28 protein-coding genes and 1 tRNA gene are annotated in these 23,215 nt (G+C 50.3%); 11 read left to right on the top strand and 18 right to left on the bottom strand.

Going from position 1 to position 23,215, the window contains the following annotated elements; genetic code table 11:
- Positions 1-9: 9 nt before the first annotated feature.
- The 3 genes from AACH41_RS06755 to rnr form a co-directional block, all read right to left on the bottom strand.
- Positions 10-1,788, bottom strand: coding sequence for an ABC transporter ATP-binding protein (locus AACH41_RS06755; protein ID WP_338657539.1), 1,779 nt, complete (start codon positions 1,786-1,788; stop codon positions 10-12).
- Positions 1,789-1,806: 18 nt separating this feature from the next.
- Positions 1,807-2,559 (bottom strand): 23S rRNA (guanosine(2251)-2'-O)-methyltransferase RlmB, encoded by a 753-nt coding sequence (rlmB, locus tag AACH41_RS06750; RefSeq protein WP_194746855.1) that lies wholly within the window; start codon positions 2,557-2,559, stop codon positions 1,807-1,809.
- A 188-nt stretch (positions 2,560-2,747) separates the two neighbouring features.
- A complete protein-coding gene (rnr, locus tag AACH41_RS06745; RefSeq protein ID WP_338657538.1) occupies positions 2,748-5,225 on the bottom strand; it encodes a ribonuclease R in 2,478 nt (825 codons plus the stop codon).
- Positions 5,226-5,260: 35 nt separating this feature from the next.
- Between rnr and AACH41_RS06740 the strand changes: the two genes are divergently transcribed.
- Positions 5,261-5,345 (top strand) — tRNA-Leu (locus AACH41_RS06740).
- 128 nt (positions 5,346-5,473) lie between these two features.
- Here AACH41_RS06740 and AACH41_RS06735 read toward each other — a convergent pair.
- Positions 5,474-6,397, bottom strand: a complete 924-nt coding sequence (locus AACH41_RS06735) for a hypothetical protein (RefSeq protein ID WP_338657537.1) — start codon at positions 6,395-6,397, stop codon at positions 5,474-5,476.
- A gap of 180 nt (positions 6,398-6,577) precedes the next feature.
- On the opposite strand from AACH41_RS06735, the gene AACH41_RS06730 reads away from it, so the two are divergent.
- A complete protein-coding gene (locus tag AACH41_RS06730) occupies positions 6,578-7,207 on the top strand; it encodes a hypothetical protein (RefSeq protein WP_338657536.1) in 630 nt (209 codons plus the stop codon).
- 200 nt (positions 7,208-7,407) lie between these two features.
- Here AACH41_RS06730 and AACH41_RS06725 read toward each other — a convergent pair whose 3' ends face one another.
- Both AACH41_RS06725 and AACH41_RS06720 read right to left on the bottom strand, forming a co-directional pair.
- Positions 7,408-7,923, bottom strand: coding sequence for a phage virion morphogenesis protein (locus tag AACH41_RS06725; RefSeq protein ID WP_338657535.1), 516 nt, complete (start codon positions 7,921-7,923; stop codon positions 7,408-7,410).
- A gap of 82 nt (positions 7,924-8,005) precedes the next feature.
- Positions 8,006-9,277 carry a PBECR2 nuclease fold domain-containing protein gene (locus tag AACH41_RS06720; protein WP_338657534.1) on the bottom strand — a complete coding sequence of 424 codons (1,272 nt, stop codon included), beginning with the start codon at positions 9,275-9,277 and terminating at the stop codon, positions 8,006-8,008.
- Here AACH41_RS06720 and AACH41_RS06715 point away from each other — a divergent pair.
- Positions 9,276-9,599 (top strand): hypothetical protein, encoded by a 324-nt coding sequence (locus tag AACH41_RS06715; RefSeq protein ID WP_338655739.1) that lies wholly within the window; start codon positions 9,276-9,278, stop codon positions 9,597-9,599. The genes AACH41_RS06720 and AACH41_RS06715 overlap by 2 nt on opposite strands.
- 11 nt (positions 9,600-9,610) lie before the next feature.
- Here AACH41_RS06715 and AACH41_RS06710 read toward each other — a convergent pair whose 3' ends face one another.
- The 12 genes from AACH41_RS06710 to AACH41_RS06655 form a co-directional block, all read right to left on the bottom strand.
- Positions 9,611-9,880, bottom strand: a complete 270-nt coding sequence (locus tag AACH41_RS06710) for a DUF6527 family protein (protein ID WP_338655738.1) — start codon at positions 9,878-9,880, stop codon at positions 9,611-9,613.
- Positions 9,877-10,380, bottom strand: a complete 504-nt coding sequence (locus AACH41_RS06705; RefSeq protein ID WP_338655737.1) for an SAM-dependent methyltransferase — start codon at positions 10,378-10,380, stop codon at positions 9,877-9,879. The genes AACH41_RS06710 and AACH41_RS06705 overlap by 4 nt, the downstream gene beginning before the upstream one ends.
- A complete protein-coding gene (locus AACH41_RS06700) occupies positions 10,370-11,971 on the bottom strand; it encodes a DUF935 family protein (protein WP_338655735.1) in 1,602 nt (533 codons plus the stop codon). The genes AACH41_RS06705 and AACH41_RS06700 overlap by 11 nt, the downstream gene beginning before the upstream one ends.
- A gap of 2 nt (positions 11,972-11,973) precedes the next feature.
- Positions 11,974-13,701 carry a phage terminase large subunit gene (terL, locus tag AACH41_RS06695; protein ID WP_338655733.1) on the bottom strand — a complete coding sequence of 576 codons (1,728 nt, stop codon included), beginning with the start codon at positions 13,699-13,701 and terminating at the stop codon, positions 11,974-11,976.
- 3 nt (positions 13,702-13,704) lie between these two features.
- Positions 13,705-14,022 carry a Gp49 family protein gene (locus AACH41_RS06690; RefSeq protein WP_338655731.1) on the bottom strand — a complete coding sequence of 106 codons (318 nt, stop codon included), beginning with the start codon at positions 14,020-14,022 and terminating at the stop codon, positions 13,705-13,707.
- Between the two features lie 23 nt (positions 14,023-14,045).
- Positions 14,046-14,546, bottom strand: a complete 501-nt coding sequence (locus tag AACH41_RS06685) for a DUF1804 family protein (RefSeq protein ID WP_338655730.1) — start codon at positions 14,544-14,546, stop codon at positions 14,046-14,048.
- Positions 14,546-14,878, bottom strand: a complete 333-nt coding sequence (locus tag AACH41_RS06680) for a hypothetical protein (RefSeq protein ID WP_338655729.1) — start codon at positions 14,876-14,878, stop codon at positions 14,546-14,548. The genes AACH41_RS06685 and AACH41_RS06680 overlap by 1 nt, the downstream gene beginning before the upstream one ends.
- Before the next feature lie 2 nt (positions 14,879-14,880).
- Positions 14,881-15,420, bottom strand: a complete 540-nt coding sequence (locus tag AACH41_RS06675; protein WP_338657533.1) for a hypothetical protein — start codon at positions 15,418-15,420, stop codon at positions 14,881-14,883.
- Positions 15,417-16,112, bottom strand: a complete 696-nt coding sequence (locus AACH41_RS06670; protein ID WP_338657532.1) for a lytic transglycosylase domain-containing protein — start codon at positions 16,110-16,112, stop codon at positions 15,417-15,419. The genes AACH41_RS06675 and AACH41_RS06670 overlap by 4 nt, the downstream gene beginning before the upstream one ends.
- Position 16,113: 1 nt before the next feature.
- The gene (locus AACH41_RS06665) at positions 16,114-16,416 is read right to left on the bottom strand and encodes a putative holin (RefSeq protein ID WP_338657531.1); all 303 of its coding nucleotides are present in this window, start codon (positions 16,414-16,416) and stop codon (positions 16,114-16,116) included.
- Between the two features lie 472 nt (positions 16,417-16,888).
- A complete protein-coding gene (locus AACH41_RS06660) occupies positions 16,889-17,236 on the bottom strand; it encodes a hypothetical protein (RefSeq protein WP_338657530.1) in 348 nt (115 codons plus the stop codon).
- On the bottom strand, positions 17,214-17,627 hold the full coding sequence (locus tag AACH41_RS06655; protein WP_338657529.1) for a hypothetical protein: 414 nt from the start codon (positions 17,625-17,627) through the stop codon (positions 17,214-17,216). Before AACH41_RS06655 ends, AACH41_RS06660 begins: the two co-directional genes overlap by 23 nt.
- Positions 17,628-17,737: 110 nt before the next feature.
- Here AACH41_RS06655 and AACH41_RS06650 point away from each other — a divergent pair, with 110 nt between their 5' ends.
- The 8 genes from AACH41_RS06650 to AACH41_RS06615 all read left to right on the top strand — a co-directional run bounded on the left by AACH41_RS06650 (position 17,738) and on the right by AACH41_RS06615 (position 23,059).
- Positions 17,738-17,932, top strand: coding sequence for a hypothetical protein (locus tag AACH41_RS06650; protein WP_338657528.1), 195 nt, complete (start codon positions 17,738-17,740; stop codon positions 17,930-17,932).
- Positions 17,933-17,935: 3 nt separating this feature from the next.
- Positions 17,936-19,108 carry a hypothetical protein gene (locus tag AACH41_RS06645; RefSeq protein ID WP_338657527.1) on the top strand — a complete coding sequence of 391 codons (1,173 nt, stop codon included), beginning with the start codon at positions 17,936-17,938 and terminating at the stop codon, positions 19,106-19,108.
- A gap of 2 nt (positions 19,109-19,110) precedes the next feature.
- Positions 19,111-20,634 (top strand): transposase domain-containing protein, encoded by a 1,524-nt coding sequence (locus AACH41_RS06640; RefSeq protein ID WP_338657526.1) that lies wholly within the window; start codon positions 19,111-19,113, stop codon positions 20,632-20,634.
- Positions 20,635-20,706: 72 nt separating this feature from the next.
- The gene (locus AACH41_RS06635; protein WP_338655712.1) at positions 20,707-21,687 is read left to right on the top strand and encodes an AAA family ATPase; all 981 of its coding nucleotides are present in this window, start codon (positions 20,707-20,709) and stop codon (positions 21,685-21,687) included.
- Between the two features lie 11 nt (positions 21,688-21,698).
- Positions 21,699-21,869, top strand: coding sequence for a hypothetical protein (locus AACH41_RS06630; RefSeq protein ID WP_338657525.1), 171 nt, complete (start codon positions 21,699-21,701; stop codon positions 21,867-21,869).
- Positions 21,866-22,153 carry a hypothetical protein gene (locus AACH41_RS06625; protein ID WP_338657524.1) on the top strand — a complete coding sequence of 96 codons (288 nt, stop codon included), beginning with the start codon at positions 21,866-21,868 and terminating at the stop codon, positions 22,151-22,153. The genes AACH41_RS06630 and AACH41_RS06625 overlap by 4 nt, the downstream gene beginning before the upstream one ends.
- Positions 22,154-22,155: 2 nt before the next feature.
- Entirely contained in the window at positions 22,156-22,464 is a 309-nt protein-coding gene (locus AACH41_RS06620; RefSeq protein ID WP_338657523.1) for a hypothetical protein, read from the top strand.
- A complete protein-coding gene (locus tag AACH41_RS06615; protein ID WP_338657522.1) occupies positions 22,448-23,059 on the top strand; it encodes a DUF3164 family protein in 612 nt (203 codons plus the stop codon). Before AACH41_RS06620 ends, AACH41_RS06615 begins: the two co-directional genes overlap by 17 nt.
- Positions 23,060-23,215 lie beyond the last annotated feature (156 nt).

Raw genomic sequence — 23,215 nt, 5'->3', positions numbered from 1 at the left:
GCTCAAATATTAGCTGGCCTGCTGGCCATACAAGCGTTGATAGACACTGCCGGCCTGCTGTACCAGCGTGTCATGCTGCCCCTCCTCAATGATGCGGCCACCATCAAACACCAGCACGCGGTCAGCCTCTTTCACGGCAGATAATCTGTGAGCAATGATGATGGTCGTACGCCCACGCAAAAAAGTGCGCATTGCCTGATGCAGCAAAGCTTCTGTATGCGTATCCAGCATGGAGGTCGCCTCATCCAAGATGACGATTTGCGGCTGTTTCAGCATCATGCGGGCAATCGCCAGCCGTTGACGTTGGCCACCGGACAAGCGCACCCCACTGCGTCCAAGCTGAGACGCCAGCCCTTGTGGCAAATCGCGCACAAATTGCGCCAGCTGCGCAATTTCAAGCGCCTGCCATAAGGCATCATCCGAATAAGCGGTCTCCAGACTCAGGTTTTGGCGCACGCTGTCATTAAACAACATGGGTTGTTGCAACACCACGCCCAAGTGTTCGCGCACTTGTGCATAGCCCAACTGCTCAATCGGCTGGCCGTTGAACAAGATCTGGCCCTGAGTGGGGGCATATAAGCCTAGCAACAGTTGCACCAGGGTGGACTTGCCCGCGCCTGAGACGCCAACCAGCGCCACTTGCTCACCCGGTGCTATATCCAGCGTCACGTCGGCCAGAATAGGATCTCCTTCGCCATAAGCAAAGGTCACGTTTTGCAGGCGGATTGCTGCGGGCGAATGTGCATCCAGGGCTTGTACGGTGGCAGGATAATGGGGTTCTTCATCCGCCGCCAATACCTGGTTGATCCGACCCAGCGCCGCCTTGGCCGCGTAATAAGACACTTGTACCGACAACAGCTCTTGCACCGGGCCCATCATGAACCACAGGTAGCCAAACACGGCGATCATCTGGCCGACAGACAAGTTGGAAAACACCACCATCAACATGGCGACGGCACGAAAAATCTCAAAGCCAAATATAAACACGCCGAATGACAAACGCGCCAGCGCGTCAGACTTCCAGCCGGAAGCCGTTGCGGCGGCTCTGACTGCTTCAGCCGCCTGCTTGGCTTTATCCAGAAAGCGGCGGTCACTATTGCTGGCCCGCAGTTGCTGCATCACTTCCAGCGTCTCATTCACCGATTGCGACAAAACTTCAAAGGCGCCATTTTCTCGCTGCTTCCAGGCTTTGACCTTTTTGCCCAAGACCATGGTCAGCGCGATCACAAACGGATTCAAGAACAGGATAATCAACGCCAGTTGCCAATGCATCCAGAGTAAGACACCAGCCACGCCAATCACGCTTAAGACGGCGACCAGCACTTTGGCGATGGTCTCGCCTAAAAACTTGTCCAGCGTCTCAATATCGGTGAGCAACCTGGCAGTGACTTGACCTGCACCCAGGCTTTCATAGACTTGCATGCGTATCCTGCCCAGTTTATCCAGCAGCATTTGCCGCACCCCCAGCGTCACCTGTTTGGATAAGCCGACAAAAATACGGGTGGTCGCCACGCCGAGTAACACACTACTTAAGCGCAAGCTGATCGTGAACACCGTCACCACCACGATAATGGCAATCGGCCCCAGCCATTCGGCGGGGAGCAGCGCCGTCATTAATTTCGTGAGTTTGCCCGGTTGGTGCAGTAATACCTCATCCACCAGCAAGGGCATCAATAGCGGAATCGGCACCGCTACCATCGCCCCGCAAAAAGCCAGGCATTGCCCCAACCACAAACGGCGGTCCTGCTGGCGCAGTTGCTGCCACAAATCCTGCAAGCTTAGGGTCATGGGGATTGAGGTCTTTAGTTAGACGGCCAAGACGCGCTGACGGCGAATCTCGTATAACGCAATGCCACTGGCCACACTCACATTCAGGCTTTGTACCGTGCCAAACATGGGGATGGTAATCAAGGCATCACACGTTTCCTCGGTCAATCGACGCATGCCATCGCCCTCAGCCCCCATCACCAGGGCGATAGGGCCTTGCAGCTTGGTATTGTGCAACGAGCCCGGCGCATCCATGGTGGTGCCAACAATAAACACCCCCGCTTCTTTCAGCTCGCGTAAGGTGCGCGCCAGATTGGTCACGGCAATAAAAGGCACCGTTTCGGCCGCACCACTGGCTACCTTGCGCACCGTGCCATTCAGGCCGACAGAGCGATCTTTGGGTGCAATAATCGCATGCACGCCCATGGCATCGGCCACACGCAAACAAGCCCCGAGGTTATGCGGATCTTGCACACCATCCAGCACCAGGAAGAACGGCGGTTCATCCAGATCAGACTCCAGCACATCGTGGATATCCTTGTAAGGCATGGGCGTTTCTATCACGCGCGCAATCACGCCCTGATGGCGGCCATGCGCACCGATAAAGCCATCCAGGCGCTGGCGATCCGCCTGAATCACGCGGATATTCTGCCCTTTAGCCATCTCAAGCAAATCACGCATCCGCGCGTCTACCCGATCCTGGTCAATAATAATTTCCTGAATGCTGCTACCATGCTGACGCATGCGACTCAACACCGCATGAAAACCAAACAAAATGCGGGCTTCCGACATAATCACTCCTAAATTTTTGATCTCTTTTGCTTATGCTTTGGCAAAAGTGAAAATACGAATCGCGCAGAGGCAGCTACATTCACTGCCCCGTGCGCGACGAGATGCCCCAAGCAGGGCAATATTGCATTAACCGCTATTATCCCAGATTTTTCATAAAGCGATTTTTCAATCTGATTGAACGGCTGGGATTATCGGGCTTTCGCCTTGGGTTTGCCTTTATTTTTTTGCGCAGAATGGCGGCCCTTGTCTTTGGCTGAGCGACTTCTGGCCGGAGCAGGTTTGCTCGCAGCGGGCTTGTCTGCGGCGCTGCGAGGCGTGCTGGTGCCGGATCTGGTTGATTTTTTGGCTGGTTGTTTAGCCGTTTTGGGTGCTTCCCACACTGCGGGCACCACCTTTTCAACCGGCTTGGTAGACCGTGTCTTTTTCACGCTGGACACGGCCAACGATTCAGCGACAGTACCATCTGCCGGATCAACCACGCCCTCTGACTTGCCGACCAGTGTAAAGTCAATACGCGTGGTTTCAAGATCCACACGCACCACCTTCACGGTTAAGCGGTCGCCTAAACGATAGCGCACGCCGGTGCGCTCGCCCACCATCTCATGACGGGCTTTGTCATGGATGAAGTAGTCATTGCCCAGGTCGGTGACATGCAGCAAGCCTTCCACATAAACCTCATCCAGCGCCACAAACAAACCAAAGCTGGTGACGCCTGCCACCGTGCCACTGAACACCTCGCCCACCTTATCCTGCATGTAAAAGCATTTGAGCCAGTTCGTCACATCGCGGGTTGCGTCGTCGGCACGGCGCTCGGTCATGGAACAGTGCACGCCAAGGTGATGCCAGTCTTTGGCCTGATAACGTTTACCCTCAACCACTGCCTTGATCGCTCTATGCACCAGCAGGTCAGGATAGCGGCGGATCGGCGAAGTGAAATGCGTATACGCCTCATACGCCAGACCAAAGTGGCCGACGTTATCCGGGCTGTACACCGCCTGCTGCATCGAGCGTAACAAGACCGTCTGTAATAACTGCGCATCCGGACGTTCTTTGATACGCTGCATGAGTTTGGCGTAGTCTTTGGCGTGCGGGCTCTCGCCCCCACCCACACCAAAACCAAATTCGCCCATAAACAGGCGCAAGGCCTCCAGTTTTTCTGGCGTCGGCCCTTCATGGATACGGAACAGGCAGGTCTGCTCGTTTTTGAGCAAAAAGTCAGCGGCACAGACGTTGGCCGCCAGCATGCACTCTTCAATCAGTTTATGCGCATCATTGCGCACCACCGGCACAATCTTGTCGATTTTGCCATTATCGTTAAACACCATCATGGTTTCAGTGGATTCAAACTCCACCGCACCGCGTTTTTCGCGTTGTGTCAGCATGAGTCTGAATACGCTATTCAAGTTCTGCAAATGCGGTAACAGCCAGGTATATTCCTCACTCAACGCAGCATCTTCGCCCTGCAATAAGGCAGCGACTTTGGTATACGTCATGCGCGCTTTAGACCGCATCACCGACGGGTAAAACTGGTATTGCTTGACCACGCCCTGCCCGTCCACCTGCATATCGCATACCATGCACAATCGCTCAACATCCGGGTTCAACGAACACAGCCCGTTAGACAAAGCCTCCGGCAACATCGGGATCACACGGCGCGGAAAATACACCGAGTTACCGCGGTCAAACGCCTCTTTATCCAGCGCGTCCCCAGGCTGCACATAAAAACTCACGTCCGCAATCGCCACCACCAGGCGCCAACCTTTGCCTTGCGGCTCGGCAAACACAGCATCGTCAAAGTCGCGTGCAGTTTCGCCATCAATCGTAATCAAAGCCAAATCACGTAAATCCTTGCGGCCTTTATAATCTTTGGCTTGTACGGTTTTAGGAAAGTCTTCTGCCTGCTTGAGCGCCGCAGGATTGAACTGGTGCGGCAAATGATGCTTGCGCAAGGCAATCTCAATCTCCATGCCGCTATCCGCATAATTGCCCAAAATCTCGACAATCTTGCCCATGGGGTTAGAGTGCGAAGAAGGATATTCGGTTAACTCAACCGTCACCACCTGCCCCACTTGCGCGTCCATATCCAGATGGTAAGGAATCAGGATATCCTGGCTGATACGCTTGTCTTCAGCCGCAACGATGGTCACGCCCTGGGCGCGAATCACGCGCCCCACCAGGGTCTTATTCGCCCGCTCAAGCACCTCAACCAGCTTGCCCTCAGGCCGACCTCTGCGATCCACCCCGGCCAACCGCACCATGGCGCGGTCGCCATGCATGACCAAGGTCATTTCCTTGGGGCCTAAAAAGATATCTTCAGGATTTTTGGTTTTATCATCGGGGACCAGGAACCCATAACCATCGGTATGTCCGAACACGGTCCCCGCGATCAAATGGATTTTATCCGGTAAACAAAACGCGCCCTTGCGGTTACGCATCAACTGGCCATCGCGCTCCATCGCGCCCAACCGGCGGTTAAAAATGTCACGCTCATCATGGCTGATATCGAGCATCACATAAATCTGCTCAGCACTCAGGGGAATTCCCTGGTCTGACAACAACTGCAACACCAACTCGCGACTAGGCAGCGGTGTTTGGTATAACTCAGCTTCTCGCTGGGCCTGCGGGTCATTTGCACGCAGGGATTTTTTAGTTTTTCTGGTTGACAATATTTATTCTTCCTTTAAAATGCACAGCTTCTTTAGCCCAGATGGCGAAATTGGTAGACGCGCTAGTTTCAGGTACTAGTGTTTAACGACGTGGAGGTTCGAGTCCTCTTCTGGGCACCAGCAAGATCAAATAAATCCTTTGTTAGCAATAACCTAGGATTTTTTTCTTTTAAGTTACCCGAAAACCTACCCGCATAAATTTCAATCTGGTTGAATTGATACAACATTAGGCCAGTTTAACATCGTTTCTAGTAGCTCGCTCCAGAAGCAGGCTTAAATTCTATAATACCGCTGCCAACCTCTCCATTTGGTAATTTACTGATCTCGATTGTTATCTTTGATAAAAATCTCCCTTGATTGGTGATCCACTTCAAGATCAGCTCTTTTTCATCCCCCCCTGGCATAGTGTCACTACCTGATTTGTGCCATTTCATAATATCTTGAACTATCCCTGCCCCGAAATCAGCGATACTTAGTAAATCATCAAGATAGGTTTTGTTTTTAAATGACTTAGCAAATCCAATTAATTCATATTCATGCTGCGCATACATACCTAATATCCGCGCAAAAAGTTTTTGAGTGTCCGAAAACTTCCTCTCATTACCATCATCATTAATTGCATCTGAGTCACAGTACCAAAGAAAGCGTTGATTTTTTCTGGAGGTAAGCGCAGTAAATAGAGCTACTGAATGACAAATACGTAATGCCTTCTCACCTATTGCCCCTTGCCAGTTTCCATACCCCAGGTCTTGAAGATGCTTTTCGATCAGTGGGAAAGTGTCCTGTTTGGATGGACCAAAAACCGTATCTATATCTCGATCTATTGCAATCGTAATAAGCGCCCCATGGATAAAGCTATCTACGAGTTTTAGAAATTCTGGCAATGCCCTGCTTCGTGGTCCATATTTCAAATCTTTGTATTTAAACTCACTGTAAGGATCCAATATCCCATGCTTTGATCTTAGCTTCTGAACCTCCAATTCAAACACTCCTATTTTACTTTGGGCGTATAACAGGAAAGTGTAAGTATTACAGCGTGCGCCTTTATGCTCCGCTCCGAAGTCGGACATTACTGCTATTTTGTCATCATCAAAAAAGTCAGGAAGCTCTTTGATCTGGTTTATTGCAATTGCAAGTAACTGAGAAAAATAAGGATATTCTAGGGTAATCATTGAAAGATCAAAAGGTCCCGATTTACGAATTCGTTGCGACACCATATTCTCTTCACTCTCTTCCAGATAAATATAATTATTTTGTTAGCTGAGTTCGAATATTACCTATGTTCATTTATGCTTGCATACCTAGTGATTGGTAAATAACACATTGGATTGTAAGTAGAGGAGGCTTACGAGATGACGTCTCAAAGAATGAATTGGCTCAACAGCGTAAAGTTGAAACTATGGTTATGGCTTCTCCCTAAATTAACTGATTGCAGTTGTAGCGGATTAATTCCACGCTCCGGCGAAGCTGCAAAAAAAAACGTTAACTGCTACAGCGTTTATCTAAATAATAAAGTAGATGGCTCCTCTTTAATGTTAGTTGATTCGGTTGAGCAATGCAGGATTATTGGTAAGCGCCTGGATATGAATCAATCATTTACGATTCCTGACGACTTTTCAGTTGAAAAAATCGCCCAAGCAGAAATAGAAATTTTGCACCATTATGGGATATATGACTTTGGCTATAACAACATTTATTCATATTTTCTATTGTCCTATTTAGGCTGGGATCGACTCAGAGCTAAATACTGGAGCATCAAAAATACCATCGCACAATGGCTATTTAATCTTAGGCGCATAGATGCCGGAGAACGTTACGACTTACTTAAATTTCTTGTTTTAACTTTAGGAGATAGAAAGTTTCGTGTTACAGATGTGATGCTACATAGACATGGCAGATACATTTTTAACCGTCGCGATTACAGAGATTTGTCACAAAAAACGTCGATACTATTAAATTATTTAGTAGATACGAATGAGTAGGGGGGGTGTGGAATCTGGACAGTCACAACCGGGCGGAATTGGCCGGGTCACCGCATAAAAACTAGATTCACACGTATTCATTAAAATTCTTGATTTCTGGACAGTTGTGATAAAAATTCGGGATAAAAATACGGGGTAATAGCGATTAATTAAAATTTAATTAGGGTATAAATCCCCATTAAATAGCATTTAATTAATTTTCAAACACGATTTAAAACGGCCATTAAATGATCGTTCACGACATCGTCGACCATACGTTGATCATTGTCAGGATATCCGATCAATTCACGCGCAGGGAGTCCTGGATGATTCACCTTTTTTACAATGTGATCCCCAAACTTTAGCGCCTTACCATTCTTTGGTTTAATCTCATAAGGATCAGTCCCTTTATTGTGCCAATAAGCACGCTGCGCATTCCATTGACCATCAAACCCCATCAACAAACTGTTTGCATCGACCTGGTAATTAAAAGACTGCAGCATTTCTCCAGTTTTATTGAGCGGGCCGCCCTTGCGCTTCTCAAGCTTGGAGGATTCTTTAAGTGGTGCCCACTCTGAACCGTCCGGCGCCAGACTTGCCAGGTGCCGCTCTTGGTTTACACGCAGCAATGATTCACCAATACTGCCAAGCAACATCTGAGGATGCATAAACTCATGACTTAGCACCGCTACCAGGTGCTTAACCGAGATATCTTGATAATCGATCACTAATTGCATATACTGTCCTTGTGGTGACGAAGCTGTGGCTGTGCAAAGCCCTCAAATCCGATCCATCAAAGCGGCCCGCACAAGCCGCTTTTTATTTTTTGTAGACCAGGCGACCATCGCGCTGTTTGTCAAAATACCTAAATTTTTCATCATCGGTTTTTTGTGTCTGCATAAAGGTTGTGGCACCAGTCCAGCCGGTGCGGCCCCACTCAAATACAGCCACGCCAAACTCATTACTGCCATCAATTTCAAACGCCCGCAGATATCGGCGTTTTAAACGCCAGCGGCCAGACTCTTTATTGTCCTTTACCCACACCCACCAAATTTCATCTGGATCGGCAACCGTCATCGCCAGCAGGTTGATATATTGAAGCCGGTTGGCCTTATTCTCTTTTGCCAGCCACTTAAAGTCGCCACTGCCATCAGTAAATAAGGCTTTACTGATGACGACAGGTGTCTCGGCAGCATCGGTAAACACGCTGCCGAATTCCATATCCGCACCAAACACGTCCAAAAAGTCAGCCACGGCCTGCTCTGGCGGTGTGTCAGGTGGCAAAATCGCGGCCTTATCAATCACAGTCGGTTTGCGCATACTCGTTTTGATTGATGGTGCATCAATGCCACGAGCTTTGAGCACGGCATCATAGCCCTGCAATGGCGGCACCGTGAGCGGCTCTAACCATGCCTTGCCGGGGTTGTAGCCAAAGCCGGGGTCTATGCCTTCAGGTGTTGAAACAGTGCGCGGCTGACTGCCTGTTTTGCCAACCACTTTGGTGACCATCTTTACAGGTGGTGCTTTGTCTGGGCCATCCTTTCCCGCCGCCTGCCATTGCTTTTCTGCCTCGGTGCGCGTGAGCGAAAACACGCGGCATTTGCAGCCCCAGCCGTTTTGCGGCATATGCGTATCCCACCAGGCATCATCGGCTGGCAGAATCAAGCCATCCCATGCTTTGTGGGTGAGCCGTGGATTTTCTATGGTGGTGTGATCGTATTGCCAGAATGGACGCACATGGCGCAGCGCCCACATTTGCTGATACCGCCCAGCGTTATATGACTGCGTGATGTTGGTGTCGTAAATCACCCGACTGCGCCAGCCTGGGGAGCCTTTATAAGACCAGCCGTGTTTGGCTGCAATCTCGTTAAAACGCTCTTTAAAATCAGCATAGCCACCGCCGTTTTGCTTGGCGTCTTGAATCGCATTGTAAAAATCTTCAAGCAGCGCGTCTGACTGCGCGCCAGCCACCACAAAAGCCTTGCTGTGCTGCTGCTCCCAGATATCTGTCCAGCCAGAGGTGGGCAGCTTGATCTTTTGACGATAGAATTCAATCGCCTGCTTAAACGGTAACTGCGCTGCGCTTTCCATGTACTTAACTAAACCTCAATACGATGCTATATGCAAACTGATCGGGCGAGAGCCTGAGCCTGTGGCACCAGAGATACTGCAATGGCTGCTGGAAACGAAGCTGATAGAGCCTGAAATGTTTGGTTATCGCATGACTGAGTACGGTGAACAATGCATGCGTGAGACCGAAGCCGAGCGGGCACAACTTAAAAGTGACCAAAGCAACACCATAGGCATTTTTAAAAGAGACCGTTATCACTCTGACGATGATATGACGCTGCATAAACGCAAGCCGCTGGACCCGACGCCAACCAAAGCAAAGCCACAGACGAAATATAAGTAGAGCAAGCATGATCAGCACTCGCGCCAGACACCTTTTTCAAGGTAACCATGCCAAGTTTTACCCTGATGTTGAGACTGCGTCAAAATAGAAGGTGACACCGTGATGGTGCCGTCTTCATGTTCTGTCACCTGGTGGCCACTGAGATTGCCCAGCATGCCGTTAGGTGTGGTGCAAAACCAGTCTTTGCCATTGGCCGTGCCATAAGCGCCAGCCGTTTTAAAAATGCGATAAACAAAGTCTTGCTCGCCATCAATTTTGTGTAGTCTGGTGCCTTGCATCATTGCCCCCTTGGTTTCATAAAAACAAGCCAATGAGTCAGGCCTTTTCGGCCTGATAAATGCCCAAATAAAGGCTCAATCGGACACAATTTAAGGACCTCATTAATTTTTACTTGAGTTTCGTTCCATTTAAAAATTAATATTCCATCCTTATCCAGAACCCTTAGGCATTCTTCAAAGCCAGTTTTTAAATCGGTCTGCCAACTTTCTGAGAGCTTGCCGTATTTAGCTGCCAACCAAGATTTTTTACCTGCACGAACTAAATGTGGTGGGTCAAAAACAACCAGCTTAAAACTACCATCAGCAAACGGAATACTTCTAAAATCCATCAGTGTGTCTGGCTCAATGTTTAAAGTACGCTGACCAGACTCATTGCCATGGCTGCGATCAATTAGGCTAATGCATACGTTTCTTATATCGCCAAATACAACATCTGGATGATGCTTGTTTTGATACATCATCTTGCTACCAGAGGCAGGGTCTAAAACTCTTTTAATTTCCATCAATCACCTCACTCCTACCCCCCAAATTAGCCGCTGCCATGCCCAGCGCGATTACCTCAGTCAGTGCCGGTACCTTAAACTCAGTTGCCAGCGCCTCTATGCCTTGAATGGCGGCGTCAAAGTCACCGGCTGCGCCGACGACGTCATAGATTTTTTGCACAAGCGCAGACTCATGCTTGGCACCAAGTGCAGCAAGTTGGGCGGTGTAGGCCTCGGTTAAGTCCGCTTGCGCGCCCTGATTTCTCGCCAGTGCGGCCAGGCGGCTGAGTGCGCCTTGCACCGGGTCTGCAGGCGGCGTGCCTTCTGGATTGTTTTTATTGTCGACATTATTGGCAGGTGTGGCCTGAGCAGGCTTGCCAAGCAGCGCCGCGCCTTTTTTGGCACGCGGGATTTGCATAACTTCATGAGCATATTCGACCTCGATTTCCATACCAAGCCCAACGCCTTTTTCGAGCACGGCGACCATCTTCTGCTGGTCCACGCTCTCTTGCGTCAGGTATTTAAATTTAGGCCTGCGGCCTGGCTCAAACATGCCGTTAAACATGTCAATCGGTGCGATCAGCTGCTGATCTATGGTCGGCTCCATATTGCCCACATCGTGCAGCAGGATCTCGCGGCGCACTTTGTCGTAGACCATAATGCGCGCTTCTGTGGTGGTTTTACCGTCCAGGTCACCGCCCAAAATGGCCTTGGATTGTTTTTCCTCCCAATAACCAATGGCATCTAAAAAGTCGGTAATAGACCCGCGAGAGGTGTCTTTAATAAACTCGATGGTCATGTTGGCAGGCACCACACCGGCACCATCGTTGCCAATGCTGCGCACAGCACGCAGCAGCTCATCACGCTGAGGTTTACCAATGCCCGCTGGGTATTTACCTAAGCGCAGAGGCAAGCCATACAGCTCCAAAAAGCGCTGCATATCTTGCACGTTGTAGGCTTTATAGGCATATGTCCAAGCCAGCACTCTAAACAGCGCCGCGCTTTCAATATAGCCAGATTTTGCCTTGTGGATATGCTTGATCCACCCATAGGGCCGCAGCGCTTCCGGAAGGCCGGTGCCGTTGTATTTGAGTTCGGCAGTGTCCTGGTCGGTGACAAACAGTTGCTGCGGCACATAGTGATAGCACTCTGGCAGCCAGACGTCGCCTTTTTTCCACTCAAGCTCGACCATAGAAAAGCCCTTGCCGGTTGCGTCGGCCAGGTCATACTGCATGCCTTCAAAACCGTTATTTTCGCGCAGCATTTGCTCAAGCTCTTTAATGCGCTTGAGTTCACCCTCGGTGGCATCGTCCGGGGCTTCAAGCTGCCAGCCAAGTGAGGTGATCGCCCGCTTGCGTTTTGCCATCTCAGCAAAAATGTGCGAGTCGTGCTCTTCAATCAGGTTAAACAGCTTGCTTTGCTCAGTGATCTGGCCTTGGTCAGCCATTGCAAAGGCACTGGCTAGGCGTGCCGGTGGCACTGTGATCACCGAGGCATAGTTAAGTGTATGCCCAAGGCTAGAGCGTGGGCCGACTTGTAAGTCAGTATCAGGCGTTGGGCGGCTGGCGGTTTGTTTTGCCATCGCTGCGCGGCGGTGTCTGTTTTTTGCCATGTTTAATCGTCCTGGTAATCGTCGTTGCGTCTGCTGCGGCGGTCAGATGCGGCAGAGACATATTCAAAGGCTTGGCTATAGGCGGTTGCTACCTTCCACAGCATTTCGAGCGCATCGGGGCCGTCGTCGTGGTCGGCTTCTGGGTAGTATTTAAGCTGTTCATTCAGCGTGTGCTGATTGTGATGCAGCCTTATCTGGCCTCTATTGATCAATGGCTGAAGCGATAAAATTGCCATTTCTTTATCACGGCCTTTTTCCACCCCACCATCCGGTGCTGTTGGAAAAATCACACCTTCTTTAATTGAGCGTTTAAGAAGCTCGGTATATAGAAACTCCTGAAAAGCCACCGTCTCTACCGCCCACATCAGGCAGTTATATTGTTTTTGATAGTCGATTGCATGCTCAATAATCAAGTCCGGCACGCGTCTGCGAATATCAGCCTCAATGACGTCTAGCGTCATGGTTTGCATGTTGTATCCACCGACCAGAATTGCAGAGGGATCACGCCTTTTATCTTTCTTGCCCATAGACGGGTCAATCGAACCAAAGAACAACCAATTTGAAAGTTTGTTGACCCAAAATTGAATTGTCTTAAACGGTGCGTTCTCATCATTGCCAGCCTCGTTTTGCTGCTCATGATTAAACGCTTCATGGTCAATCGCCCGCATGCACATCAGGCGGTAAAGTGGGCGCACTTCCGGCCAGCTCACAATGGCACCGGCCTCCATTTCGGCCTTGTTAGCCTCATAAAATGCCAGCGCCTCTGTCTCGGCCTCTTCTTTTTCATCAGCGGTACCGGGGCGGCTATATATTGCCTCCCAAGTGTCCCATAGGTGCATATTGTCCGGCCAACGCACGATAGACTTGAACGTGCGCATTTTCCAGCCAGGTGCATTGCCAATACGATTAATCGCTGCATCGTGGTGCAGCTCAGTACCCACCACAAAGACATCCATGCCACCCGCGGGTCCAGCCAAGCCGAGCACAGCCTTTAAAATAAAGTCTTCGGTCTTTTTACGCTGCTCCGGTGACTTTACGTTGTCATCATTCTCGGCATCGTCAATATGCACTTGATCAGGCCGGTGCGGGCCGTGTTTCATACCGCGCAGTTTTTTGCCGGTACCACCAATGCGGATTTTGATATTGTTGGCTGTGATAGCCGTAGTAGCCTGCCAGACACGGCCTTGACCAAAAGCGTCAGGAAAGTCCATTGCCAGGCGTGGGTTGGTGTCTAGCTCAGCCTTAACGCTGGCAAGCATTTCGGCTGCTTGCTCTTCGGTGTTCATAATGATGACAATCATGTGCTTGCGTGCTTTTTTTGGCAGCTTTCCAGATTTGATAAAGCGCTCAATATAAGTAGCACGGCACACAGACCACAGTGAGCCAAGTTGTGTCTCATATGTTGATTTTGCCTCGCCACGTGGGGCTTTTTCTACGTCACGTGCATCACGCGGACTATCAATACAAGCGGGTAAATGCTTGAAGATAAACTTTTGAAACAGGCTGAAATGCTCAGTCGGCACATAGTGTGGAAAGTAGGTGCGGCAGAAAAACTCATAATCAAACAAAGCCCGTTCGCGGCGCTCTAAACTTGCCGCCGGGTCAACATCAAACGCCTCGCATTCCAGCTCAATCTGCTCGCGCAGGTCTTCACCGAGCTGGGCGAGTTCGGCCTCGAACTCTTTCCAGCTCTTGATGGTTTTAATGTTTAGATCGTCGATGTCGGACATGGCTTAAACAACAGCTTCAGCCAGATATAAACGCTGTTTCAGCAGGTAGCCTTCCAGCTGCCAGATTTTTTCGCGGGCGTTTTGACGAGCAATGTTGCGGCCAATTTGCTCATCAAAGTTGGCAGGGCTTACGCATGCACTATCGCCAGTGACGGTTGCACCGTTTTTCAATTGCAGGCAGCACACTGTGAGAGTGGTGCCAGGAAACACGTGATACTGCTCACCCACAATGGTTGCATCAATATCAGCAGGTGTCAGACGTGGTGCGTTTAAGCCTTTGGCTTGAATGTCTTGCTCGGTTTGTTGCTCAGTTGCATTCATGACTTACCTTTCAAAAAATGCCGTTAACCGTAACGGCTTTGTAAAACAGCGCCGATGCCTTCCAGGTGATCCTGGAATTGAGCCAGCGCCACGCGATCATGCTTTTGAAAATACTCTGCAATGGTTTTAAGCGTATCCAGCGCCACACTCATTGCACCCAGCTTGGGATCAATGCGTGAGAGTGACTTGGTAAACTTAGCCATTGCATCGCTGATGCTGGCTAATAGCTCGACTTTATCTTGGGCGGGGATGCTTGCGTCTTCCAGCTTTTGAGCCACTACCACGGCTTGCCGCACCATAATGTCTACCAGTTGCTTAATGACATCATCAGTTGACTGGTTAGTGATGCGGTGCGCAGCGCGGGCGGTGTCCCAATCATCGCCGGTGACTTCCTTGGCTATCCGCTTCCACTCGCGGGCGGTGTCGTAGCTCACGCCGTGCATGCTGGCAGCGACGGTCAGCGGTACGCCATCCACCACAAAAGCTTTGCGCACGTTAGCGCGCGTTTCTTGACTGTGCGCCATTAGTGGGGAATCCGTTTAATGATTTCAATGGCTGCATAAGTCAGCGCAGCTGTGATGCCACTTACAGCGACACCTTGCTTGGCAGCAGCGACCTTTGCATCCTCACTTTTTTGCTCTAGCGTTCTGACGCGGCCACCAAGGCTGTCGATCTTGCCGTTTAGTCGCTCTTCCATGCTTTGCATGGCTTGTTTTTGGCTATCTTCCATGCGTTGCATGTCGTCACGGATATTGTCAAAAGCACGCATAGTGGCCTGATGCTGGCTGCGCAGCTCGCCCTTTAACTCGCCGAACCCCTCGGCAATGCGTCTCAAATCGTCTTCAACTGGCGGCATGGTTACTCCTTTAAAATAAATTGTTGTTGTTCAAGCGCCGCCCGGCATGCCGCCAGATGGTCTTTTACTTCGTTGGCGTGGATGACTTCGGCGTCGCACTCGGCTCCGATGCCGACAAGAAATTGAGCAGCCGAGTCAGATAGTTCGGCTCGTGTTTCTCCAGCAGCTTGGGGTTGATTGCTGGTGCTGACACTGCCTGCACCTTGGCAGGTGGCTGCGGGGCCGGACACGGGGACTGACAAGCGCAGAGTGCGGTTGTTAAGGCGAGCAATAATGCTGTCTTTACGTTTAAGATTTTCATCCATCACTCCCTGATAAAAAGTTGAGATTTCTACCGCCTGCGAGGCGATGCGGTTTTCAAGCACACGCAAGGCGCGGTCTTTCTTTGCCTGTGCCACCTGGTTGCTAACGGTTTGCAAGGCAGTTTTAAGCAGCCACTTGCTGCGCTCTGTCTCGGCCCCGGCTTGATAGGTTTTGTGCAATATCAGGCCGATTAAGGCACCGATTACAAGGGCTTTAAACCATGTTGGAATAACGCTCATACACTGCCACCGATGACCATTTTTGCCCCCCAGCCGTAGTAGCGTGGCTGGTACACATTGAGGATGCGGCGGGGATAGTTGAGGTTTTCTCGGCAATTCAGCTGGGCGCGTTTATGTTTGCCACACATGGCGTCTATCTCGGCACGTGTTGCCAGCCTGCGGGCAGGCACTAGCAATGCCTCGCGCTGCCACCAACCAAGGCCGCCGTTATAAGCCCGCAGGGTTGCCCACATGCGGTCATAATCATTTAAGCCCCATACGCGCGCATATAACCATTGGTCATATTGCACCATGGCACGCATGGCCCATTGCGGGTTGGAAGGCAAGCATTGATCTTTAGGGGTGCCGGTTAACTCGCACAGCCAGGTGGCGGTGGCGGGCATAAACTGCGATAAGCCCTGCGCACCTACATGCGAGACGGCATCAGGCCGCCAGCCAGACTCTTGATGGATTTGTGCAGCAAATACCGGGATAGGCGCATCCAGCCCCCACACCGCATGTGCAATGCGAGTAAGCTCAGCGCGATGCTTGAGGGCGTTAGGTGGGATAATCTCAGCCGCGTGGATGTTGGATTCAAAAGCGGCCATGACGGCCATGATGATCCAGCCCACATAAACCACTTTAAAAACCACCAGAAGAGTGGCGCCAAGTGAATCTTCAAGCAGATCAATAAATGATGTGCGCTGCTGCATGTTAAGCCCCTAAACCCATTGCCAACATGGCACAGCCGACAATAATGGCGCGCCGGATCAGGCAGGCAGAAAAGACAGTTTCTCGGTTATCAACGCAGCGCCAACTATTTGACGGAACTCGACCCATGACCTGATCAGGCCGTGCATAAGGGAAAAGCAGACGGTCAAGCCAAAATCCAACCAGTGCGGCCAGCGTGACCAAGCTGAGTTTATAAAGGGTGACGGGGACTTGCTGAGGCGCAAAAAATAACACGGCCCCGAGCAAAATCAGGTTAAAGGAAATAAGTAAAAGGTGGCGCTGCATGCAGTCTCTCCCATCAGTTGATGGTGAGAGATTACGCGCGCGCGGGGGAAGTTAAGAGGCGGGAAATGTTTCGCTGGGATGCAGATTCTGATATTCGGTGTGCGTGTAAGAAAACACTTGGCAATCAAAACATGCTTGCAGGCATGGGCAAGGGATCGCGCCAGCATTTGTGTAAGTTGTCTGGTTGCTATTGCATGGCCCACGATATGACCAATGCGGCCTAAAGTAAGCCAATTGCTGCATCTGTACAATGCGCTTTGTGATTTTTTCTAGCGCTTTTTCATGCTCGGTCACTTAGCTGCAACTGCGTTTTGACTGGCTAACAGATCCATCATTGCAGATAAACAACTTGCCCTGACAGTGGGAAACGCCCCCTTTTTTACCCGAGCATGGTTTGTTTCTAGCCATTGCAGAGCAACTAAAAATGACAAGCAGCACAAAAATAAAAACACGTTTCATTGCTGGTCCTTCTTTATGTATTGGCGTTGCATTCCTTAATAGAAGTCTTTGCGCTTTCAGGGTTAACCCAATTGCCCGTAGCATTCACTTCATCAGCGACGCCTTCTAGAGTAAACACAGCATTAAGGCATGGGATGTTTTTTTCTTTGGAATATTGGTTTTTGAGTTTAGTCAGTTTCTCAAACTGATCAGCAGCCGCAAATTTGTCTTTATTGTTGCTGTCTTGCTCAAGCGCCTGGGCAATATTTGCCAGTTCATTGGGTTGACTATTTTGCTTAATCGCCTTTTGCCAAACCACCACGCTGATAAAAACCAGCGCAGCCACGCTCAAAATCAGTCTAGGGTTCGTCTGTTTTTCCATAATCGCCTCCATTTTGCGCTGCATGCTTGCCATAATCATTTGATGCCTGCATGGTATTCAATTGACTACCATATGAACTAAGCACCCCAACGAGTGCCGCATTGCCTGCCATGCGCGCATCATTATTAGGTAATGCGCGGCATATCCTTAAATAGCTAAGCTCAATCGGTGAGCTGGCCGTGTTCTCGTTTCTTTGTCCTGTGATCAAAAAAAGTACGTCAACGCCAATGCTGGCAACCATTTGCAAGTAACCAGCATCAGGTAAGCGCTGATTGCCTTCATATCTTATTTGCGCGTTTTTCTTCACGCCGCCTGCCTCAGCAAACTGTGTCTGATTAAGTTTCAAGCGCTCTCTTTCGAGGCGCAAACGTTCGCCGAATGTTTGCATCATAAATCCATTATAAAAACACCCAAATGGGTGTTGACTAGTACCCGAATGGGTACTATACTTGCTGAAAGTTTACGAAATATCATAAAAATTCTAGTAAAAGGGTATTCATTATGGCACCTAAAACCAAAACGCCACAAGAGGTTAAGCAGGCCCTGGATGAAAGTGGCAAAACCATCGCCGAGCTGGCAAAAGAAATTGGAGTGGACTATCGCACCACTTATGCGGTGGTGAGCGGGTTATCAAAAGGTCGTCGTGGTGCAGCGCATAAAGCTGCAGTTGCGCTTGGAATTAAAAGAGGGGTTTAAAAAATGGCACAAGATTTTGATATTGACCTGGACGATGTACCAGCACCTAAAAAAGCCAAGGCGGCAAAACCGGTTGAGGTTGATCTCGATGATCATGCACCAGCAGTTGCCTCTGTTGACATAGATATCAACAAGCCGGACATCGTTGACCCTGTGGTTACGCAAGAATCAACACAGGATCAAATGCCGAATGACCGCGACTTGGTTAACCAGCTTTTAGGCCAGATTCAGATGGCAAACGCATTTGCAAAATTTGCCGACGTCGTGAGTTTGCAAAAACTCAAATATATCAAAGACAACAAAATATACCGTTCTGTCGCGGGTTTGAGCATGGTCTCTGGCGTTAGCGGTGAAAAAATTGCCGACGTCGGCACTTGGGCGGGTTTTTGTAAGGCACTTGGTTTAAGCGTGAGCAAGGTAGATGAAGACCTGCTTAACCTGAATACCTTCGGCGAAGAGGCTTTAAAGCAATTATCCAGTGTGGGTGCAGGTGTGCGTGAGCTGCGCCAGTATCGCAAGCTGCCAGAAGACCAGAAAACAGCGTTAATCGAAGCCGCTAAGTCTGGAGATAAAGATCAGCTGCTTGATCTCGCCGAAACCCTGATTGAAAAGCACGTCACCGAAAAGGCTGAACTCAATGAGAAGGTGGCCGCATTAGAGGCTGATCTCACACAGGCGGGTAAGCGTGCCAATAACATGGATGCAGAGATTGAGCGCCTGACGCTGACCAATGAGCGCCTTGTCAACAAACAGCGACTGACCAGTTTTGAACCGCTGACAGAAGATGTGCGGCTGGAGTGCATGCACCTGCAGGCCACCATTGAGGTTAACTTTGCCAGCCTTAACAAGCTGTTTGAATCGGTGTTTTTTGCCGAGCAATCAAGCGATGAACAAAAGCTGCGTGTTGAGCAGGTTTATATCGCCATGCAAGCGGCGCTTGCGGCTGGGGTGTCTTGGTTAAACAGCATTCACGAAATTTACGACGAAGAGCTAGCACCAAAGCGCATCCAAGCTCAGCACGTGCTCACGCCACCCGAAGCCGAACGCTGGTTGCTTGAGTTTGAGAGCCTTAAAAATGCTCACAATGCGGCTGAGGCTGCGCGCCAGATTGCGCGTGATAAAGATAAACCGCGTGGCCGTGGCCGCCCAGCAGGTAGCACGAACAAGGGCGAATAATCATGGGGGCCAAGCAAATGGTAATGCATGTGGTGCCGCCCTCTGGCGGCAAGGTGGTAGTGCCTACCGCCAATGTGCTGGCAATGCGTGCCCGCGACCCATGGCGCGAGGCCACGGCCAAAGCGCGTGAAGTCGCCATGCAACGCGAAATCATCGTCAACACCATACAAAAGATGGTGCTCGATGGCATCAGCCAAAACAATGCAGTTGGATTGCTGCTTGCGCGTCATGAGTCTGGCAGCTTGCAACAGTTTGTTGCTACAGCGATGACCAGCACCGCCAAGGCAGGCCGCAGCGCACCCACACGCTCAACCATTTGCAGCTGGTGTGCAGCCTATAAAGCCGAGGGCTTGACAGGACTGCTGCCAGACCATAAGGGCCGCGTGGTGGAATCCTCAAGTTGGTGGGGGCCTGCGCTTGAATATTACAACAGCCCAAGCAAGCCAGATATTTCTGCGGTGTTCCGCAGGCTGGTTGAGGTGGACAACTTTGCGGTGACATACGACCAGGTACGCGGATACCTCAACAGCGTGCCCGCCATGCTGGGCCGAAACAGCCCTGCACGGATTGGTAAAAACCTGTATCGCCTGACCGAGAAGGCCTACATCCGCCGCTCAACTGAAAACGCGCTGGCAGGCGATGTTTACGTGGCCGACGGTTACCGCGCCGATATCTACCTGGCACACCCTGTCACTGGTGACTTATGGCGGCCTGAGCTGACCGTAAGCATGGACCTACATAGCCGCTACATCGTGGGATGGCGAGCTGATGAACACGAAGGCACGATTGCCGTGCAAAACATGTGGGCTGAGACATTTGCCCGCTGGGGCCATGTGCCACCGTTTTTATACATCGATAACGGCTCCGGCTATAAAAACAAACTCATGAGCGATGAGGCGGTGGGCTTTTACCAGCGTGCTGGTATCCAGCAGATTATCCATTCGATACCAGGCAACCCACACGGCAAGGGTTGGATCGAGCGATTTTTCCGCATCATGAAGGACGACTTTTTAAAGCTGTGGCGGCCTGAGTTTTATTGCGGGCATGACATGGCAAGCGAAGTGGCACAGCTCACTGTGCGCGAGATTAAAGCCAAGCGCCTGCAGCCGCCCACTTTGCAAGAGTTTGCCGAGGCGTTTAATGCATGGCTAGAGCGCTATCACAACCGGCAACACCCTGAAAACAAAGACGTGACCCGCGCCAGCCTGTGGGCTGAGTTGGTGCCGATTCCACCGCATGCCACCGTGCATGAACTCAAGCGCCAGGTGGCTGAGTTGACAGTCCGCCGCGCCACAGTCACCCATGGCCGTCGCAGTTATGGCCATCACAGTCTGGTGGCATTCAACGGCCAAAAAGTGCTGCTTGAGTATGACCTCATGGTCAACGAGATCGGCATTGTCCGCACGCTGGATGGTCGCTGGATATGCGATGCCAACCTGGTCGGCAGACGCGATGCGGTGGACACCAACCGGCTGGGCGTGTCATTGATATGGATGCGATTGTGGATGCGCTCCCTGCCGAATTGATCGACGTTACACCAGAGCCAGCCAATAACACCAGTATTGAAATTGATTTGAATGACATTTAAAGGGGTAGCCATGATTGACCAAAAACTACAAATGGAAAGATACATCAGAGGTAAAACATACACTGATGAAGACGACAAAAACGTGCGCGAGATTCTGATGTTTCTCGAAGAGCGCAAAGCAGGCACTGCGACTGAAAAACGCATCAGCCAGTCTGCGCTGGCACGTATCGCACGAGTTGGCGTGAGCACGCTCAGCCAGATTTTAACCGGTGGTTATCCTGGCAGCCCCACCAAGATGCTAACGCAAGTGATGAGTGCGGTAAGGGCTAACCAGCAAGAATCCAGCAACATTATCCCTATGGTAGAAACCAGCGTGTTTAAGGTGGTGATCACCGCCTGCCGCATGGCGCGCCGTAACCGCAACTTTTCGTTGATCTCTGCTTTTGTGGGTACTGGAAAGACTTCGGCACTCAAGCACTACGCCAAAGAGAACAGCAACGTGTTTTTGATCGAGGCACGCCCGATGATGACGCCGCAGCGGCTGGTAAAAGAGATTGCCAAGAAAGTGTTTGGTGTACATGTAAAAGGCTCAGTTGATGATTTGATTGACAGGATTGTTGATGAGCTTAAAAACACAGACAGCCTGATTATTTTTGATGAGGCAGAGACTGTGACAGATAGTTTGTTACACCTGCTCCGCCGCTTTCGCGACCTTATGAATATCGGCGTAGTGATCTCCGGCACCGAATACCTGAACGACAAAATCAAACCGACAGGGGGGGAGTTTGACCAGATCAGGAGCCGCGTAGGTTTCTGGCCCCCCATCGCGCACGGCATCACTAAAGATGACGCCACAGCCTTATTGGCAGCAGGCTTCCCCGATGAAGACCTGAGCGAAGATTTTATCGAGCGCTGCTACAAATACAGCCAAGGGTCGGCACGTATGTTGGTGGAAAACCTGCTGGTAAACATCCAGACCTACCGTAAAGATCACCCGCTCTCTGTAGAGCTGGTGGACACCGTTGCGACAAAAGTGCTGTTCCTCAAATAAGGGAGATAACCATGCTTTTTACTGTGAAAGTCAAAACCAAACATCCAGACAACGGCTGCAGCAAGACATGCAAGCTCGATGTGATCGCCGACGATTGGGCAACAGCAGGCCAAAAGGCTATCGAGTTAATCAAGCCGCAAGGCCCGCATTGGCTCAGCGTGCAGAAAGCAGGTGCCAAATGAAACTTGCAGCCACTTTAACTACTGTAGGCGTGCTGGGTGTGTATTTTGGGTTGCAGGTTTTTATTAACCACCAGGAAGAGCAAGCCATGCAGGCCAGCCTGAGCAACAACATCAGCGCGGCCATTATGCAGTGCCTGCCAGAAGAGATTGACGAAGTCTGCACGATCAAACTGATTGAGGAGGATCAACGCCTCAAGTTGGTGACAGAGCGACATGCCACAAGGCACTACGGGCAGCCGGTTAAGCAGCCTAGCGTCAAGTATGTCGTGGCGATGAAGGATTAATCATGGCTTTTAAACACTTTGTGATGAAGCAACTGCTTAACCCGCCACTGCGGTTAGACAAAGAGATCATGCGCTTGCTCGATGCAAATAAATCCATGAGCTCAGCTGAAATGCATGCGCAGATTAGCAATGTCACGATCAATGCGGTTTCTGAGGCCATACAAACCAACCTTAAGCCGCGCAAGCTGGTTGAGATTGACCGTAAAGCCTGGGTGCGTGGCATCACTTACATGGTGACTTATTGGCGGTTAACCCCCACTGGAAAACAACTCTTAGAAGACGAAAGGAACGAACATGCAACAAATCCCTGAAGGTTACAAACAAGACGCAAAAGGCAATCTGCGGCCACTAGCAAAAATCCATGACATTGACCTTGCTCGCGATGATTTGGTGAATGAAATCATTCAAGAGGCAATAGAACTCAATCAATTGCTGATTGATTTTAAAAACCATGTATTTGGAAATATTGCAGCATTTGTGCAGTTAAGTGCCGAGCATTATGGCGCAAAGATCGGTGGGCATAAAGGTAACGTCACCCTGACAAGTTATGACGGACGTTACAAAATCCAGCGCGCCTATGCTGAAACTCTGGTCTTTGATGAGCGCCTTCAGGCGGCAAAATCCCTGATTGATGAGTGCATTAAGGGATGGTCGGATGGCATTAATGACAATATTAAAGTGCTAGTCACTGGCGTATTTGAGGTTGATAAAGAGGGCAAGGTCAATACAACCAAGGTTTTAAGCCTGCGGCAATACAAAATTGATGATCCTGCCTGGAAAAAAGCCATGGAAGCGATCAGCGATAGCCTTCGTGTATCAGACACGAAAGCTTACATCCGACTTTATAAGCGGGTTGGCGATACCGACAAGTATGAGCCGATCAGCCTCGATATTGCGGCGGTTTGATCATGGTAACCGAAACGGATCATCAACAGGCTTTATTGATTTTAAAGCAATGGCTCCCAAATAGACGGCGAGAATTGCTTGATCTACTTTGTAAGTACGTGGGCACACCGTTTGAGAATGACCCCGCAATAGTGCGGCTCAGAGAGCAAGTTGATA

The sequence above is a fragment of the Methylophilus sp. DW102 genome, assembly GCF_037076555.1.
Lineage (GTDB): Bacteria > Pseudomonadota > Gammaproteobacteria > Burkholderiales > Methylophilaceae > Methylophilus > Methylophilus glucosoxydans.
Note: the sequence above shows the minus strand (reverse complement) of the source record. Positions and strands in the feature narration are given on the sequence as shown.

What these genes read in the sequence shown, in the direction of transcription:
- rlmB (WP_194746855.1), bottom strand. Translation starts at nt 2,559, where the DNA reads ATGTCGGAAGCCCGCATTTTGTTTGGTTTTCATGCGGTGTTGAGTCGC.
- AACH41_RS06635 (WP_338655712.1), top strand. Translation starts at nt 20,707, where the DNA reads ATGATTGACCAAAAACTACAAATGGAAAGATACATCAGAGGTAAAACA.
- terL (WP_338655733.1), bottom strand. Translation starts at nt 13,701, where the DNA reads ATGTCCGACATCGACGATCTAAACATTAAAACCATCAAGAGCTGGAAA.
- AACH41_RS06680 (WP_338655729.1), bottom strand. Translation starts at nt 14,878, where the DNA reads ATGCCGCCAGTTGAAGACGATTTGAGACGCATTGCCGAGGGGTTCGGC.
- AACH41_RS06665 (WP_338657531.1), bottom strand. Translation starts at nt 16,416, where the DNA reads ATGCAGCGCCACCTTTTACTTATTTCCTTTAACCTGATTTTGCTCGGG.
- AACH41_RS06685 (WP_338655730.1), bottom strand. Translation starts at nt 14,546, where the DNA reads ATGGCGCACAGTCAAGAAACGCGCGCTAACGTGCGCAAAGCTTTTGTG.
- AACH41_RS06715 (WP_338655739.1), top strand. Translation starts at nt 9,276, where the DNA reads ATGTACTTAACTAAACCTCAATACGATGCTATATGCAAACTGATCGGG.
- AACH41_RS06650 (WP_338657528.1), top strand. Translation starts at nt 17,738, where the DNA reads ATGGCACCTAAAACCAAAACGCCACAAGAGGTTAAGCAGGCCCTGGAT.
- AACH41_RS06730 (WP_338657536.1), top strand. Translation starts at nt 6,578, where the DNA reads ATGACGTCTCAAAGAATGAATTGGCTCAACAGCGTAAAGTTGAAACTA.
- AACH41_RS06630 (WP_338657525.1), top strand. Translation starts at nt 21,699, where the DNA reads ATGCTTTTTACTGTGAAAGTCAAAACCAAACATCCAGACAACGGCTGC.
- AACH41_RS06710 (WP_338655738.1), bottom strand. Translation starts at nt 9,880, where the DNA reads ATGATGCAAGGCACCAGACTACACAAAATTGATGGCGAGCAAGACTTT.
- AACH41_RS06670 (WP_338657532.1), bottom strand. Translation starts at nt 16,112, where the DNA reads ATGCAGCAGCGCACATCATTTATTGATCTGCTTGAAGATTCACTTGGC.
- AACH41_RS06655 (WP_338657529.1), bottom strand. Translation starts at nt 17,627, where the DNA reads ATGATGCAAACATTCGGCGAACGTTTGCGCCTCGAAAGAGAGCGCTTG.
- AACH41_RS06675 (WP_338657533.1), bottom strand. Translation starts at nt 15,420, where the DNA reads ATGAGCGTTATTCCAACATGGTTTAAAGCCCTTGTAATCGGTGCCTTA.
- AACH41_RS06615 (WP_338657522.1), top strand. Translation starts at nt 22,448, where the DNA reads ATGCAACAAATCCCTGAAGGTTACAAACAAGACGCAAAAGGCAATCTG.
- AACH41_RS06625 (WP_338657524.1), top strand. Translation starts at nt 21,866, where the DNA reads ATGAAACTTGCAGCCACTTTAACTACTGTAGGCGTGCTGGGTGTGTAT.
- AACH41_RS06720 (WP_338657534.1), bottom strand. Translation starts at nt 9,277, where the DNA reads ATGGAAAGCGCAGCGCAGTTACCGTTTAAGCAGGCGATTGAATTCTAT.
- AACH41_RS06725 (WP_338657535.1), bottom strand. Translation starts at nt 7,923, where the DNA reads ATGCAATTAGTGATCGATTATCAAGATATCTCGGTTAAGCACCTGGTA.
- AACH41_RS06620 (WP_338657523.1), top strand. Translation starts at nt 22,156, where the DNA reads ATGGCTTTTAAACACTTTGTGATGAAGCAACTGCTTAACCCGCCACTG.
- AACH41_RS06755 (WP_338657539.1), bottom strand. Translation starts at nt 1,788, where the DNA reads ATGACCCTAAGCTTGCAGGATTTGTGGCAGCAACTGCGCCAGCAGGAC.
- AACH41_RS06700 (WP_338655735.1), bottom strand. Translation starts at nt 11,971, where the DNA reads ATGGCAAAAAACAGACACCGCCGCGCAGCGATGGCAAAACAAACCGCC.
- AACH41_RS06735 (WP_338657537.1), bottom strand. Translation starts at nt 6,397, where the DNA reads ATGATTACCCTAGAATATCCTTATTTTTCTCAGTTACTTGCAATTGCA.
- AACH41_RS06645 (WP_338657527.1), top strand. Translation starts at nt 17,936, where the DNA reads ATGGCACAAGATTTTGATATTGACCTGGACGATGTACCAGCACCTAAA.
- AACH41_RS06690 (WP_338655731.1), bottom strand. Translation starts at nt 14,022, where the DNA reads ATGAATGCAACTGAGCAACAAACCGAGCAAGACATTCAAGCCAAAGGC.
- AACH41_RS06640 (WP_338657526.1), top strand. Translation starts at nt 19,111, where the DNA reads ATGGGGGCCAAGCAAATGGTAATGCATGTGGTGCCGCCCTCTGGCGGC.
- AACH41_RS06660 (WP_338657530.1), bottom strand. Translation starts at nt 17,236, where the DNA reads ATGGAAAAACAGACGAACCCTAGACTGATTTTGAGCGTGGCTGCGCTG.
- AACH41_RS06705 (WP_338655737.1), bottom strand. Translation starts at nt 10,380, where the DNA reads ATGGAAATTAAAAGAGTTTTAGACCCTGCCTCTGGTAGCAAGATGATG.